Genomic DNA, 15,130 nt, shown 5'->3' with positions numbered 1-15,130 from the left:
CACAATATTCGCTCCCACATATTTAAACGCTTACTTTGCAGCCGCCAGAATCAACGCCTTCATCTCGCTCACCGCCGCCTTGAAGCCAACGAACAGCGCGTGGGCCACCAAAGCGTGGCCGATGTTCAGTTCGTTGATGCCCTTGATCGCCGCTACAGCCTCCACGTTGTGGTAATGCAGGCCATGCCCGGCATTGACGATCAGGCCCTGGCTGACGCCGAACGCCACGCCATCGGCAATGCGTTTCAGCTCTCCAGACACTTCAACCGGGGTTTCGGCATCGGCATAGCGGCCGGTGTGCAGCTCGATGGCCGGGGCGCCTACGCGCTTGGAGGCGGCGATCTGGCGTTCGTCGGCATCGATGAACAGCGACACTTCACAGCCGATCTTGCTCAGGCGCTCTACCGCTGCCTGAATCCGCGCTTCCTGCCCGGCCACATCCAGGCCGCCTTCGGTGGTCAGTTCCTGACGGGTTTCCGGAACCAGGCAGACATGCGCCGGGCGAATACGCTCGGCAAAGGCGAGCATTTCTTCGGTCACGCCCATCTCGAAATTCATGCGGGTCTGCAGCACGTCCTTGAGCAGCAGCACGTCGCGCTCCTGGATGTGTCGACGATCTTCACGCAAGTGCACGGTGATGCCATCGGCACCCGCCTCTTCGGCGTCCAGCGCCGCCTTGACCGGGTCCGGGTAGCGAGTGCCACGGGCCTGACGCAGGGTGGCAACGTGGTCGATGTTCACGCCAAGCAGAATGCGGGTGCTTTGAGTCACGGGTGTCTCCTGAAGAGTGATCGGAACAGGTCGCAGAGCATAAAGCTTGCTTACGGCTTGCGAAACAATTCGCGGCTGACTAATGGCCGGCCGCCCAGATGTACAGCCAAGGCCTGGCGCATCAGACGCTTGGCCGCAGCCAGTGCGCCGGGGGCATCCCAGTCGGCTTCGGCCATGGCCTGCAGTTCGACGCCCTGGAACAGACCGGGCTGAACCATATAGACCCGCTCAAGCCCGGCATCCACCTGCAGACGGTAGAGACCATCGGCGGCGAGAGGTTCACCGTTGATGTCCATATCAAGGGCAAAGCTATAGCCCAGGTCGTCGAGCAGACGCCATTCGAACGAACGCAGCAAAGGCTCCAGCGGACGGCCTTCGGCCAAGGCTATGAGCGTCGCGGCATAGTGATCGAATACGGCGGGATGCGGGTCTTCGGCGGGCAGCAGACGAATCAGCAGTTCGTTGAGATAGAGGCCACTGAACAGCGCTTCGCCAACCATCCAGCTGGCCACCCCCGCCGCTTCCATGCGCCCGACGTTTTTCAGTTCGCCACGGCCGCGAAACTCGATTTCCAGCGGCACAAAGGGCCGGGCCAGGCTGCCCGCCTTGCCCTTGGCGCTGCGCAGTACCGCGCGCAGGCGACCTTGCGGCGTGAGGAAATCGACTAGGGCGCTGTTCTCGCGGTATGCCCGGCTGTGCAACACATAGGCAGGTTGGGCGACAGGAGCGCTCATGGTTCGGGCCGATTCGCGAGGAAAGCAGAGGTAGGCCGAAGGACCGCAACGGGTCCCCCGGCCGGATCGGGTTACAGGTCGCCGTAGCCCAGCGAACGCAGGGCGCGCTCGTCATCGGACCAACCGCCTTTGACCTTGACCCAGAGGTTGAGCATGACCTTGGAGTCGAACAGCACTTCCATGTCACGGCGGGCGTCACTGCCGATACGCTTGATGCGCTCGCCCTTGTCGCCAATGATGATTTTCTTCTGGCCGTCACGTTCGACGAGGATCAGCGCATGGATATGCAAGGTGCGTCCCTGCTGCTTGAACTCTTCGATTTCAACGGTGATCTGGTACGGCAGCTCGGCACCCAACTGGCGCATGATCTTCTCACGGACCAGTTCGGCGGCCAGGAAGCGGCTACTGCGGTCGGTGATCTGGTCTTCCGGGAAGAAGTGGTCGTTCTCCGGTAGATGACCGGCGATCAGGCTTTCCAGTGCTTCGAGGTTATGTCCGTGCTGGGCCGAGATCGGCACGATGGAGGCCTTGGGCAGCTGGCTCTGCAGCCATTCCAGGTGCGGCATCAGATCGCCCTTGTCCTCGATGCGGTCGGTCTTGTTGATGGCCAGGATCACCGGGCCTTCAACGTACTGCACACGCTCAAGTACAAGCTGGTCTTCATCGGTCCAGCGAGTGCGGTCAACCACGAAGATCACGACGTCAACGTCTTTCAACGCCGCCGAAGCAGTCTTGTTCATGTAGCGATTGAGCGCTTTCTCGTTGTTCTTGTGCATGCCGGGGGTATCAACGTAGATCGCCTGCACGGCGCCTTCGGTCTTGATGCCCAGCATGTTGTGACGTGTGGTCTGGGGCTTGCGCGAGGTGATCGCCAGTTTTTGCCCGAGAATGTGGTTCAGCAGCGTGGACTTGCCCACGTTGGGACGGCCGACGATGGCAACATAGCCACAGCGTGTTGCGGTTGTATCAGTCATGGCCATTCTCCACGCCAAGGGCAATCAGTGCTGCAGCGGCCGCTACCTGTTCGGCAATACGACGGCTGACACCCTGGCCCCGGCTTTTTTCATTCAATAAGGTCACTTCACATTCGACGAAGAACGTCCGGCAATGCGGTTCACCCTGGATATCGACAACTTCGTAGCGCGGCAGATCGCAAGCCCGGGACTGCAGGAATTCCTGCAGGCGGGTCTTGGGATCCTTGTTGGTATCGACCAGCGTCAGGCTGTCGAACTCGGTGGTCAGCCAGGCCACCACGCGCTCGCGGGCCATTTCCATACCGGCGTCCAGGTAGATGGCGCCGATCAGCGCCTCCAGGGCATCGGCCAGGATCGACTCGCGGCGGAAGCCACCGCTTTTCAGCTCACCGGAACCCAGGCGCAGGTACTCGCCCAGATCGAAGCCGCGAGCCAGCAAGGCCAGGGTCTCGCCCTTGACCAGACGTGCGCGCAGACGCGACAACTGACCTTCGCGAGCCTGGGGGAAGCGCTCGAACAGCGCCTCGCCGGCGACGAAGTTGAGGATCGCATCGCCGAGGAATTCCAGGCGCTCGTTATTGCGACCGGCAAAACTGCGATGCGTCAGGGCCAGGACCATCAGTTCCTGGTCCTTGAAAGTATAACCGAGCTGACGCTCCAGACGACTCAAGGAAACGCTCACGGTTTACCTACGCTGAATTCTTGGTCGAACTTCACCACCAGATCGATATTCTGGATCAGAGGTTCACGCTGTTCATACTGCAAATGGGCGAGGATCTTGTTGTCCTGCGCCGTGACATTTAAAGCCTTTTTCAAATCCACATCCTGAATACCGTTGACCTGCAAGCCCTTGGCCACATAGTCATAAAAGTCACTGGCCGTCATATCGGTCTGATTACGGTCAATGCTGGTGATGATTCTTTTTATCTGCAGGTTCTCCGCGTAATGCGGCCCAACCTTGAATGCCACGTTGATCGCGAACCCGGCCAGGGCAATAAAAACCAGCAGGCCCAGTGCAGACACACCCTTTTGCGAACTTGCGAACGCCATACTCGACCCCAAGGATAGCCCGTGAATTCAGCTGGCAAGGTTTATTGACCGGCGACAGCGCTTCGAGCGACCCGAAATGACATACGGCGCTGTCCAGACAGCGCCGCATTGATTATTTGATTAACCCTACCCGCGAGAAGTTGGGCAGGTGACTCAGTTTCGGCTCGGGCCAGCTCATCCACACGGCAAATGCCTTGCCGACGATGTTCTTGTCCGGAACCATGCCCAGCTCGTCTTTGGGAATGTTGGGATCATCCCAGTAGCGGCTGTCATTGGAGTTGTCGCGGTTGTCGCCCATCATGAAGTAATGCGCGGCAGGCACCGTCCACTCGGAATCAGGCGGCGCACGGTAGCGGCTCATTTCCTGACGGATCAAGTGCTCGACACCACCCAACTGCTCTTTATACAGCTCGGCGCTGCCCAGGGTGCCAGGCTCGGTGCCCAGCAGCTGTTTGGCGACCAGTTGGTCGTTAACGAACAGGCGCTTGTCACTGGTGTAGCGAATCTTGTCGCCCGGCAGGCCGACGACGCGCTTGATGTAGTTCACGCTGGGGTCACTTGGGTAGCGGAACACCATCACATCGCCACGCTGCGGATCACCGACGGGAATCACCTTCTGGTCCAGGACCGGCAGGCGAATGCCGTAGGAGAACTTGTTCACCAGGATGAAATCTCCCACATCCAGTGTCGGCTTCATCGACCCCGAAGGAATCTGGAACGGTTCGACCAGAAACGAACGCAGCACCAGCACGATAAACAACACCGGAAAGAACGACTTGCCGTATTCAACCAGCAGAGGTTCTTTGTTCAATCGCTCGACGACCGCGATATCCGGTTGGCTGACACTGCCCTGGTAAGTCGCTATGGCGGTCCGACGGCGCGGAGCCAGAAAGACCAGGTCAAGCAGCGCCAGCAAACCGCATACGAATACAGCGATGACTAACAACAGCGGAAAATTTAGTGACATAGGACCTGACTATTCCAACCTGAGCACAGCAAGGAAGGCTTCCTGTGGAATTTCCACGTTGCCGACCTGCTTCATGCGTTTCTTACCGGCCTTTTGCTTTTCCAGCAATTTACGTTTACGGCTGACGTCGCCGCCATAACATTTAGCCAGTACGTTCTTTCTGAGCGCCTTGACGGTTGTCCGCGCAATGATCTGACCACCGATGGCGGCCTGAATCGCTACGTCGAACATCTGCCGCGGGATCAATTCTTTCATCTTTTCCGTCAACGCACGGCCTTTGTAGGCCGCGTTGTCGCGGTGCACGATCAATGCCAGGGCATCGACCTTGTCACCATTGATCAGTACATCCAGCTTCACCAGGTTGGCTGACTGGTAACGATCGAAATGGTAATCCAGCGAAGCGTAGCCACGGCTGGTCGACTTCAGGCGATCGAAGAAGTCCAGAACCACTTCGTTCATCGGCAGGTCATAGGTCACCTGGACCTGGGTGCCGAGGAACAGCATGTCGTGCTGGATACCGCGCTTTTCGATACACAGGGTAATAACGTTGCCCAGGTGTTCCTGCGGAACCAGGATATTGGCCCGCACGATCGGCTCGCGCATGTCTTCGATGCTGGACAGATCAGGAAGTTTGGACGGGTTATCGACGTAGATCGTTTCACCGGTCTTGAGCACCAGTTCGAAGATTACCGTCGGTGCCGTGGTGATCAGGTCCAGGTCGTACTCGCGCTCGAGGCGCTCCTGAATGATCTCCATGTGCAGCATGCCGAGGAAGCCGCAACGGAAGCCGAAGCCCAGTGCGTCGGAGCTTTCCGGCGCATATTGCAGCGACGAATCGTTTAGCGTGAGCTTTTGCAGGGCATCACGGAAGTCTTCGAAATCTTCGGAACTGACCGGAAACAGACCGGCATAGACCTGCGGCTGGATGCGTTTGAAGCCAGGCAGCACTTCAACGTCCGGCGTGGTGCTCAGGGTCAGGGTGTCACCCACCGGCGCACCGTGAATGTCCTTGATACCGGCGATGATGAAGCCTACTTCCCCGGCTTTCAGGTCGGCAGTGGCGCTGTGCTTGGGGTTGAATACACCAACGCTGTCCACCAGGTGGAGCTTGCCAGTGGACTTGACCAGGATCTTGTCGCCTTTCTTGACCCGGCCATGACGCACGCGCACCAGGGACACAACGCCCAGGTAGTTGTCGAACCAGGAGTCGATGATCAGCGCTTGCAGCGGGTCTTCGATGTTGCCGGTCGGGGCCGGAATGGTCTGGACCAGACGCTCCAACACCTCATCGACACCCATACCGCTCTTGGCGCTGCATGCAACAGCGTCAGTGGCATCGATGCCGATGATCTTCTCGATCTCTTCCTTGACGCGGTCCGGATCGGCCTGCGGCAAGTCCATTTTGTTCAGTACCGGCATGACCTCAAGGCCTTGCTCGATAGCGGTGTAGCAGTTGGCGACGGATTGCGCCTCCACGCCCTGACCGGCATCGACGACCAGCAACGCACCCTCGCACGCCGCCAGGGAACGGCTGACTTCATAGGTGAAGTCCACGTGACCGGGGGTGTCGATGAAGTTGAGCTGGTACGTCTTGCCGTCTTTGGCCGTGTAATACAGCGTAACGCTATGGGCCTTGATGGTGATCCCGCGCTCGCGCTCAAGGTCCATGGAGTCAAGTACCTGCGCTTCCATTTCGCGCTCGGTCAAGCCACCGCACATCTGAATGAAGCGGTCGGCCAGCGTCGACTTGCCATGGTCAATGTGGGCGATGATGGAGAAATTGCGGATATGACTCAAATCACTCACGGATCAACACTCAAAAAGGTTGCAGGCAGATTGCCCGCCGAAAAATAGCCGGGAATTGTACCTGAAGGAAGACTGGGGCGTCACGTCAAGTGGCGACCCTGACTGTCGGGATTCAGGCGACATGCACAAAAAAGGGCGGTCGCGCCGCCCTTTTTCGTACCTGTTACTCCGGCTAGTGTTACTCAGCCAGTTTGAAGGTGATGAAGCTTGCACGGCCCTGACGCAGTACGCGCATGGACACGGAGCGATTCTTCGGCAGATCCTTGGCGATATCGGTGAAGTTCTTCGCCGAGGCAATGGACTGGTTGTTCAGATGAGTGATGACATCACCTGGCTGCAGGCCGATCAGCGCCGCAGGACCATCCTGAACATCCTTGATGACCACGCCACCCTTGAGCTCGAGGGTTTTCTTCTGCTCGGCGGTCAGGTCGACCACGGAAACACCCAGGCGATTGCTGTTGCGCTCGACGCCCGGTGCCGAATCACCCATTTCCTGGCCTTCGTCCGGCAGTGCACCGACGGTCACGGTCAGGGTCTTGCGCTTGCCGTCACGGATGACTTCCAGGTCGGCCTTGGTGCCGTCCTTGAGGTTGCCGATCAGGTGCGGCAGGTCGGCCGACATCACGATAGGCTGGCCGTTGGCGCTGAGAATCACGTCACCAACCTGCAGGCCACCCTTGGCTGCGGGACCATCTTCCAGGACCTGGGCAACCAGGGCGCCGGCCGGCTTGTCGAGGCCGAAGGACTCAGCCAGGTCTTTGCTGACTTCCTGAATCACGACGCCCAACCAGCCACGATTGACCTTGCCGCTGGCCTTGAGCTGATTGGCCACGTCCATTGCCACGTCGATCGGAATCGCGAACGACAGGCCCATGAAGCCGCCGGAACGAGTGAAGATCTGCGAGTTGATACCCACGACTTCGCCAGCCATGTTGAACAGCGGACCGCCGGAGTTGCCCGGGTTGATCGCTACGTCGGTCTGGATGAACGGTACGTAGGTGTCGTTTGGCAGACTGCGGCCCTTGGCACTGACGATACCTTTGGTCGCCGAGTGGTCGAAGCCAAATGGCGAACCAATGGCCAGTACCCACTCACCGACTTTGAGCTTGTCGGAATTGCCCAGCTTGACGGTAGGCAGGTCCTTGCCGTCAATTTTCAGCACGGCCACGTCAGTACGCGGATCAGTGCCGACCAGCTTGGCCTTCAATTCGTTACGGTCGGACAGGCGCACGATAATTTCGTCAGCACCGTCGATGACGTGGTTGTTGGTGAGAATGTAACCATCTGCCGAAATGATGAAGCCCGAACCCAGGGACTGCGCTTCACGCTGGCGATCACCGCCACCACCGCCCTTGCCTGGCGCACGCGAGCCTGGCGGCATGCTGCGCTCGAGGAACTCACGGAGCATTGGCGGCAGGCCCTCGAGGTCTGGCTGGTTACCGGCGACTGAACGCTGGGGCATTTTCTGACGGGTACTGATGTTCACAACGGCAGGCGAGGCCTGCTCCACCAGGCTGGTGAAGTCCGGCAGGGCTTCTGCCTGGGCAGCGGCGACCTGACCCAGCATGAGCAGGGCGGCAACCAGAGAAAAGTAAGATTTCAAGCGTGGTATCGACATACGGCTCCCGTTCACAACGAGGATAAGTAAGCAGTACGCAGGCAAGAAGATATCCCGTGGATATCTTCTTGCCTGCGTTGAATGGACCCGGAAACAACAAAGGCCAGAGCTGCGAAGCTGTGACCTATAGAAGAAAAATTCTTACGATTTTGCAACGTGAAAACATCTCCAGACATTTCAACGTGGTAGCCCCAGGCCCTGCAAACGCCTGTCTTACGGCCACACAAGGGCAAAATGAAACCTTTTACATCTTGGCCTTTCAACCCCTTGCACCGACTACTTGCTAACCGGTGTATCGGCACTGCGCATCGATAGCGCGATGCGTTCAGCCGTTCCCAGGGGAATCTCGCCCACAACCGTAACCATTACGTCGCCCTTGGGCGTGGTCAGGCGGCGGGAAACTGCAACCGTCGGCCCCAACTGAGTACGGATATCCGTGACTGCGGCACCGCTCAACGCCTCAATGAACACCGAAAAACGCGCCAGGCCATCGTCATACATCATGCTGGTGACGGTGGACTTGGTCGCAGGCTCCTTGCGCACCGAACTGTTGGTCAGCTCAAAACCTGGCGGCAACCAGTCGGAACGCCAGCCCAGCGGCTTAGCGGCGGCGTTCGAACTCGCCTTGACGGATTCCACAGGCTTGCAGTCAGCACTGGCCTGTAGCATCGCATCGGTAGGCGGGTCGAAAGTATTAAGCCCGGTGAACTGGAAACGCTCCAGCAACTGACCCTTGTCGCCAAGCAACAGCGATTTGAGCAGCAAGCCGGTCTCGTTATCGATATGCAATTCGATACCGTAACGGTGCGGATCCTTGGGTGTCAGAGTGATAATGGTTGCCGGTCGGGCGGCCACTCGCGAGGTTCCGGCGACCTTTAGGTCGTACCAGTTCGCCAGTTTCCTGGCATCCAGACCATGGGCGGGAGAATCAGGCAGATTGCTCACGCCATCGGCAAGCGTGCCACTGACGCATTGAGTCACGCCATCGACACGCAAGAGTTCCTGGGCAGAGCCATCGAGCTGCAGAACGTGCTCACGGACCTTGCCGTCAGCGACGCGATGCCAGATCCGATGGCTGGAGAAGCTGCCATTGCGCTCGTAGACGAACGTACCCTGGAAGCTCTGCTGCTGCTCGGCCTGCGCAAGACGCTTGAGCATGTCCTGCGCATCATCGGCATGTACTGGGAGGACCAGCCATCCACTCAACAGCAAAGGCAATAGACGGATGGCTTGCATGATCCTCCTTAACGGTTTTCCAGGCTGGCAGCACGTGCGTAAGGCAGGGCGCTTTCAGTACCCTTCAATGCTGCTTGCTGAGCGTGCTGACGCAGATAGCCTGGCAGACGCTGATCCTGCCAACCGGCCTGACCCTGCATCACACCATTGACCATGGGGCCGCTGGCTTGCTCGGAGCTTTCAGTATAGCCAGCCAGTACAGCCGGACCTTTAACTTGTGGAACCGACAGATTGGCAGGCTGCGGAGCCTGTTGCGCCAACTGCGCACCAGCGATGTCGTCATGGTTGTACAGACGAACACCCGCCAGAACGGCGACAGTAACTGAAGCAGCGACGGCCAGGCGACCCAGGGTACGCCAAGGACCACGACCGGGCTTGAGCGGGCTGATTTCATCGGCGATAGCGGCAGATACAGCTGCCGAAATATCCAGATGAGGAACCAACAGCTCTTTATGCATTGCTGCACGAGCCAGCTGATAACGCGACCATGTGGCCCGTGTATCCGCATCGTCGATGGCACTCAGTACCCGACGTAATTCCAATTCGTCCGCTTCGTTATCCATCACCGCGGACAGCGATTCCTGCAGGGCTTCACGACTCATGGCGGTTTCCTCTCTTGGCTATCGCCGCTGTCTCAGGTTTCCTGCAACAAAGGTTGCAGGGCTTTATCGATGGCTTCCCGAGCGCGAAATATGCGAGAGCGCACGGTACCCACCGGACATTCCATGACGCTGGCAATGTCCTCATAACTCAGACCATCGAATTCGCGCAAAGTTAACGCTGTACGCAAATCTTCTGGTAGTAACTGGATAGTTCGATGGACAGTGCCTTCGATCTCATCCCGCAACAATGACCGTTCCGGTGACTCGATGTCCTTGAGGCCATGATCGCCGTCGTAGAACTCCGCGTCCTCAGACCTGACATCGCTATCCGGCGGCCGCCGACCGCGCGACACCAGGTAGTTCTTCGCCGTGTTGATGGCGATACGGTACAGCCATGTATAAAAGGCGCTGTCACCGCGAAAATTTCCAAGTGCACGGTAGGCCTTGATAAAGGCCTCTTGTGCGACGTCCTGGGCTTCATGGGTGTCGTGCACAAACCGCACGATCAACCCGAGAATCTTGTGCTGGTATTTCAGCACGAGCAGATCAAACGCTCGCTTGTCACCGCGCTGTACGCGCTCGACCAGCTGCTGATCCTCTTCCTGGGTTAGCATGAACACTCCTCATTGAGCTTGAAGGAGCATTGCCTCAGCGATTGTTCAGGCTTGCAAACATAGACTCGGGCTTTTGGCAAAAGTTCTCCCCCTTCAAGCAAGTTTCCTGCGGACACTGATTTGGCCTGCACGAAAAACGCAGCTCGACCTAGGTCGGCTGCGTCAATAATCTTGTCGTCGAATTCGCCGGCGGTGGCTGCTTTCGAGCCCCGCGTAAAGCCGACGCTGTCCCTTTATAGGCAACCGTCTATTGAACGTGGGCGCTCACGAAAAGTTCCCAGGTTTTGCAGTCGGTTGTAAAAACTCAGCGGTCCGATCGGATTACGCCCAAGTCATCGTACGACACCAGCACTTTTCTCCTCCGGAAAAACAATATGCAGGGTGTATCTGACTGGCGCACAATCCGAGCCCGCTGTGGCCTCACAATGCCAATAAAGCGCAGCTATTGTGCCGGTCCACCCCTACATATACTAGTGGCCGCGACTCGCGGAAATAAGAAATGAGCCAACATTTTCAGCACGACGTTCTAGTCATTGGCAGCGGTGCAGCTGGGCTCAGCCTGGCCCTGACCCTGCCCGGCCATTTGCGTATCGCGGTATTGAGCAAGGGCGACCTGGCAAACGGCTCCACCTTCTGGGCCCAGGGCGGCGTTGCTGCTGTGCTGGACAACGCCGATACCGTGCAGTCCCACGTCGAGGACACGCTCAACGCCGGTGGCGGCCTGTGCAATGAAGAAGCGGTGCGATTCACCGTCGAGCACAGCCGCGAGGCCATCCAGTGGCTGATCGACCAGGGCGTACCCTTCACCCGTGACGACCAGTCCACGGTGGAAGACGGCGGTTTCGAGTTTCACCTGACCCGCGAGGGCGGCCACAGTCATCGACGCATCATTCACGCGGCTGATGCCACCGGCGCGGCGATCTTCAAGACGCTGCTGGCCCAGGCCCGTACGCGATCGAATATTGAACTGCTGGAACAGCGCGTTGCCGTCGACCTGATCACCGAGCGGCGCCTGGGCCTGGAAGGCGATCGCTGCCTCGGCGCCTATGTGCTCAACCGCACCAGCGGCGAAGTCGATACCTACGGCGCGCGCTTCGTCGTACTGGCCTCGGGCGGGGCGGCAAAAGTCTACCTTTATACCTCCAACCCGGACGGTGCCTGCGGCGACGGCATCGCCATGGCCTGGCGCTCCGGCTGTCGGGTGGCCAATCTGGAGTTCAACCAATTTCACCCGACCTGCCTGTATCACCCGCAAGCCAAGAGCTTCCTGGTGACCGAAGCCCTGCGCGGCGAAGGCGCCTACCTGAAGCTGCCCAACGGCGAACGCTTCATGCAGCGCTTCGACGAGCGCGCCGAACTGGCCCCACGGGATATCGTCGCCCGGGCCATCGACCATGAAATGAAGCGCCTGGGCATCGACTGCGTCTATCTGGATATCAGCCACAAGCCCGCCGAATTCATCAAGAGCCACTTCCCGACGGTGTACGAACGCTGTCTGGAGTTCTCCATCGATATCACTCGTCAGCCAATCCCGGTTGTACCTGCTGCGCATTACACCTGCGGCGGCGTGGTAGTGGACAGCCATGGCCGCACCGATGTGCCCGGCCTGTACGCCATCGGCGAAACCAGTTTCACCGGCCTGCATGGCGCCAACCGCATGGCCAGCAACTCGCTGCTGGAGTGCTTCGTCTATGCGCGCTCCGCCGCCACCGACATCATCGGCAAGTTGTCGACGGTCGACGTACCAAAAAGCCTGCCGGGCTGGGATGCCAGCCAGGTCACCGATTCCGACGAAGACGTGATCATTGCGCACAATTGGGACGAACTGCGGCGTTTCATGTGGGATTACGTCGGCATCGTGCGCACAAACAAGCGTTTGCAGCGCGCCCAGCATCGGGTGCGTCTGCTGCTCGACGAGATCGATGAGTTCTACAGCAACTATAAGGTCAGCCGTGACCTCATCGAGCTGCGCAATCTGGCCCAGGTGGCCGAGCTGATGATTCAGTCAGCCATGGAGCGCAAGGAATCCCGCGGCCTTCATTACACCCTGGATTATCCGGACATGCTGCCCGAAGCGCTGGACACTATTCTGGTGCCGCCCACCTTCGTCGGCTGAACTTCAAACGCAGCCGCAGGCGCCGGTGATCGTCCGGCGCCAGGGCATCGGCCGGGATGCACACGCTACGCACCCTGCCCCGGCCCGCCAGACGAAAGCGCAAGACAATCAATAAAGGCAGGGCCAGGCTGTCGCGGCGTAACTGCACCGGTCGCCAACCCTGTTCTGCATTCCATAACTGCCAACCGTCACGGTCGCGGCGCAGGCCGGTAAAAGCCTGCGGACTACTGAATATGATTGCGCGCGCAAGCATGTAAGCCCCATGCAGCAGGCAGACAAAAACCCCGAGCACCAGGGCCCGGGGTGGAATATCAATCCAGAAGAGGGAAAACAGTGCCAGGCACTGGGCGCCCAGATAAGCCGTCAGCAGCCACCGCGAGGCGCGCCAACGGCACTGGAAGAAATCACTGCGGCTGGACACGATCCAGAATCATGCGAACCATGCGCTGCAGCTCAGCGTCTTCCGACTCAGCACGCTGCATGAACCAGCCGAACATATCCTGGTCTTCACAGGTCAATAGACGGCGATACAGATCGCGATCGACGTCGTTGAGGGTTGGATAGACTTCACGGACAAAAGGCACCAGCAGGCAATCCAGTTCGAGCATGCCGCGGCGGCTGTGCCAGTAAAGGCGATTGAGTTCGACTTCTTCGACCATGGAGGGGCTCCTCAAAATAGGCCGCGAGTATACAGCCACAAGGCGCTTGCGCGAATGGCCCAATGGTCGCAGCAGTTTTCATGTACCCATAATCAACACTCGGCACTATGATGTGCCCCAGACTTTTTTCCTGCGATGAACCATGGCCGACTCAGCTTTCTTCTGCCCGCTTTCCCACGAAGGGGTTCTTGCCGTTCGCGGCGTGGACGCCAGCAAATTCCTGCAAGGCCAATTGACCTGCAATATGGACTACCTGAGCGACGCCAAGGCGACCCTGGGTGCCCGTTGCACGCAAAAAGGCCGCATGCAGTCGAGCTTCCGCATTCTGCTGCAAGGTGACGGCTGCCTGCTGGCCATGGCCAGCGAACTGATCGAGGCACAACTGGCCGATCTGAAAAAATACGCAGTGTTCTCCAAATCCAAATTGACCGACGAAAGTGCCGCCTGGGCCCGCTTCGGTCTTCAGGATGGTGATGGGGCGCTGGTCAGCCTGGGTCTGGAACTGGCTCACGACACCGATGCCGTCACCCGCGCCAACGACCTGATCGCCATTCGTGTCTCGCCCAACCGCACCGAACTCTGGGTGCCGGTTGCACAGGCCGCCGACGTGCAGTCGCGCCTGGCCGCGCAATTGGCTGAAGGCTCGCTCAACGACTGGCTACTTGGGCAGATCCGCGCTGGCATCGGCCAGGTGTTCGCTCAGACCCGGGAAGAATTCATTCCGCAGATGATCAACCTGCAGGCCGTCGGCGGTGTCAGTTTCAAGAAAGGCTGCTACACCGGGCAGGAAATCGTTGCACGCATGCAGTACCTGGGCAAACTCAAACGCCGCCTGTATCGCCTGTCTCTGGACGGTAGCGACCTGCCGGAAGCGGGCGCTGCGCTGTTTTCCCCGGTGCATGCAAGCTCGGTAGGCAACGTGGTGATCGCCGCGCAAGGCGAGCAAGGTATCGAGCTGCTGGCCGTGTTGCAGGCAGACGCGGTGGAAAATGGTGATATCCGTCTCAACGCCGCCGACGGTCCGGCATTACACTTGAACGAACTGCCATACGCCCTGGACAGCAAACTCGAAACCCAGCGTTAAGCCAGCCATGGCCCCTGCCCGCCCCTGTCCGAGACCGGCGGGCATCTCACCACCCCAATGCCCAAGAGATGCAAGATGAGCAAGATGGCTGACGAGGTGCAGAGAAATTTGATCAAGGCCATCGATAGAGATGCCTTGTTCCTGCCGACCTTGCCTGAAGTAGCACTGAAAATCCGCCTCGCCGCAGAAGATACGGAAATCAGCGTCGCCGCCTTGAGTAAAGTCATTGGCAGCGATACCGCGTTGTCGGCGCGCCTGATCAAGGTGGTAAACAGCCCGCTGCTGCGCCCCAATTTCGAAGTCAGCGACGTCAATACCGCGATTACCCGGTTGGGGGTCAACTACACCTGCAACCTGGCCATCGGCCTGGTGGTGGAGCAGATGTTCCACGCCAAGTCCGGGGTTATCGAGCAGAAAATGCGCGATATCTGGAAGCAGAGCCTGCAAGTAGCGGGGATCAGCTATTCACTGTGCCTGAACATTCTCAACCTCAAGCCGGACCAGGCGACCCTGGCGGGTTTGATCCATCTGATTGGCGTACTGCCGATCCTGACCTACGCCGAAGACCATTTCGAATTACTGTCCGACCCGGTCAGCCTGAATCATGTGATCGAGCACATTCATCCGATCATTGGCGAGCGCCTGCTGCGCTCGTGGGATTTCCCCGAACATCTGGCCACAGTCCCGACGCAATACCAGAACTTCGAGCGAGTTTCGGCCAGCGCCGACTATATCGACCTGGTGCAGGTGGCGACGGTGCATACCTATCGCGACACGGGACACCCGTTCAGCCAGATCGATATCAGCAGCCTGCCCGCCTTCCATGCGCTGCATCTGGATCTGGCCGGCGGCCAGTTGGCGGCGCAGATGGACGAAGCCAAGGTCATGCTCTACTGAGC

The 15,130-nt window shown here is 59.0% G+C and carries 16 protein-coding genes; 3 read left to right on the top strand and 13 right to left on the bottom strand.

The annotated features are described in order from the left end of the window. Positions 1 to 30 precede the first annotated feature (30 nt). The 11 genes from pdxJ to rpoE all read right to left on the bottom strand — a co-directional run bounded on the left by pdxJ (position 31) and on the right by rpoE (position 10,372). Positions 31 to 771 (bottom strand): pyridoxine 5'-phosphate synthase, encoded by a 741-nt coding sequence (gene pdxJ / locus M2401_RS01375; RefSeq protein WP_259098619.1) that lies wholly within the window; start codon positions 769 to 771, stop codon positions 31 to 33. Between the two features lie 50 nt (positions 772 to 821). After that, the gene (recO, locus tag M2401_RS01370) at positions 822 to 1,505 is read right to left on the bottom strand and encodes a DNA repair protein RecO (RefSeq protein WP_259098618.1); all 684 of its coding nucleotides are present in this window, start codon (positions 1,503 to 1,505) and stop codon (positions 822 to 824) included. A 71-nt stretch (positions 1,506 to 1,576) separates the two neighbouring features. Next, positions 1,577 to 2,479, bottom strand: a complete 903-nt coding sequence (gene era, locus M2401_RS01365; RefSeq protein WP_259098616.1) for a GTPase Era — start codon at positions 2,477 to 2,479, stop codon at positions 1,577 to 1,579. Continuing rightward, positions 2,472 to 3,161 (bottom strand): ribonuclease III, encoded by a 690-nt coding sequence (rnc, locus tag M2401_RS01360; protein WP_259098615.1) that lies wholly within the window; start codon positions 3,159 to 3,161, stop codon positions 2,472 to 2,474. The genes era and rnc overlap by 8 nt, the downstream gene beginning before the upstream one ends. Then, on the bottom strand, positions 3,158 to 3,529 hold the full coding sequence (locus M2401_RS01355; RefSeq protein ID WP_259098613.1) for a DUF4845 domain-containing protein: 372 nt from the start codon (positions 3,527 to 3,529) through the stop codon (positions 3,158 to 3,160). The genes rnc and M2401_RS01355 overlap by 4 nt, the downstream gene beginning before the upstream one ends. A gap of 112 nt (positions 3,530 to 3,641) precedes the next feature. Next, positions 3,642 to 4,496, bottom strand: coding sequence for a signal peptidase I (lepB, locus tag M2401_RS01350; RefSeq protein WP_259098612.1), 855 nt, complete (start codon positions 4,494 to 4,496; stop codon positions 3,642 to 3,644). A gap of 9 nt (positions 4,497 to 4,505) precedes the next feature. Next, positions 4,506 to 6,302, bottom strand: a complete 1,797-nt coding sequence (lepA, locus tag M2401_RS01345; protein WP_259098610.1) for a translation elongation factor 4 — start codon at positions 6,300 to 6,302, stop codon at positions 4,506 to 4,508. A 178-nt stretch (positions 6,303 to 6,480) separates the two neighbouring features. Next, on the bottom strand, positions 6,481 to 7,920 hold the full coding sequence (locus M2401_RS01340) for a DegQ family serine endoprotease (RefSeq protein WP_409033862.1): 1,440 nt from the start codon (positions 7,918 to 7,920) through the stop codon (positions 6,481 to 6,483). A gap of 276 nt (positions 7,921 to 8,196) precedes the next feature. Continuing rightward, entirely contained in the window at positions 8,197 to 9,156 is a 960-nt protein-coding gene (locus tag M2401_RS01335; RefSeq protein WP_259098608.1) for a MucB/RseB C-terminal domain-containing protein, read from the bottom strand. A gap of 8 nt (positions 9,157 to 9,164) precedes the next feature. Then, positions 9,165 to 9,758, bottom strand: coding sequence for an anti sigma-E factor RseA C-terminal domain-containing protein (locus tag M2401_RS01330; protein WP_259098606.1), 594 nt, complete (start codon positions 9,756 to 9,758; stop codon positions 9,165 to 9,167). Positions 9,759 to 9,790: 32 nt separating this feature from the next. Next, the gene (gene rpoE, locus M2401_RS01325) at positions 9,791 to 10,372 is read right to left on the bottom strand and encodes an RNA polymerase sigma factor RpoE (protein ID WP_259098605.1); all 582 of its coding nucleotides are present in this window, start codon (positions 10,370 to 10,372) and stop codon (positions 9,791 to 9,793) included. 499 nt (positions 10,373 to 10,871) lie between these two features. Between rpoE and nadB the strand changes: the two genes are divergently transcribed. Beyond that, the gene (nadB, locus tag M2401_RS01320; protein WP_259098603.1) at positions 10,872 to 12,488 is read left to right on the top strand and encodes an L-aspartate oxidase; all 1,617 of its coding nucleotides are present in this window, start codon (positions 10,872 to 10,874) and stop codon (positions 12,486 to 12,488) included. Here nadB and M2401_RS01315 read toward each other — a convergent pair. Both M2401_RS01315 and M2401_RS01310 read right to left on the bottom strand, forming a co-directional pair. Then, positions 12,457 to 12,909: a protein YgfX gene (locus M2401_RS01315; RefSeq protein ID WP_259098602.1), complete on the bottom strand. Its 453-nt coding sequence runs from the start codon at positions 12,907 to 12,909 to the stop codon at positions 12,457 to 12,459. The genes nadB and M2401_RS01315 overlap by 32 nt on opposite strands. Next, positions 12,893 to 13,147 carry a succinate dehydrogenase assembly factor 2 gene (locus M2401_RS01310; RefSeq protein WP_259098600.1) on the bottom strand — a complete coding sequence of 85 codons (255 nt, stop codon included), beginning with the start codon at positions 13,145 to 13,147 and terminating at the stop codon, positions 12,893 to 12,895. The genes M2401_RS01315 and M2401_RS01310 overlap by 17 nt, the downstream gene beginning before the upstream one ends. A 142-nt stretch (positions 13,148 to 13,289) precedes the next feature. On the opposite strand from M2401_RS01310, the gene M2401_RS01305 reads away from it, so the two are divergent. Beyond that, a complete protein-coding gene (locus M2401_RS01305; protein ID WP_259098599.1) occupies positions 13,290 to 14,231 on the top strand; it encodes a folate-binding protein YgfZ in 942 nt (313 codons plus the stop codon). A gap of 75 nt (positions 14,232 to 14,306) precedes the next feature. Continuing rightward, positions 14,307 to 15,128 (top strand): HDOD domain-containing protein, encoded by an 822-nt coding sequence (locus M2401_RS01300; protein ID WP_259098597.1) that lies wholly within the window; start codon positions 14,307 to 14,309, stop codon positions 15,126 to 15,128. Positions 15,129 to 15,130: the final 2 nt, after the last annotated feature.

It is taken from the genome of Pseudomonas sp. JUb42, assembly GCF_024807945.1.
In the GTDB taxonomy this organism is placed as follows: Bacteria; Pseudomonadota; Gammaproteobacteria; order Pseudomonadales; family Pseudomonadaceae; genus Aquipseudomonas.
Note: the sequence above shows the minus strand (reverse complement) of the source record. Positions and strands in the feature narration are given on the sequence as shown.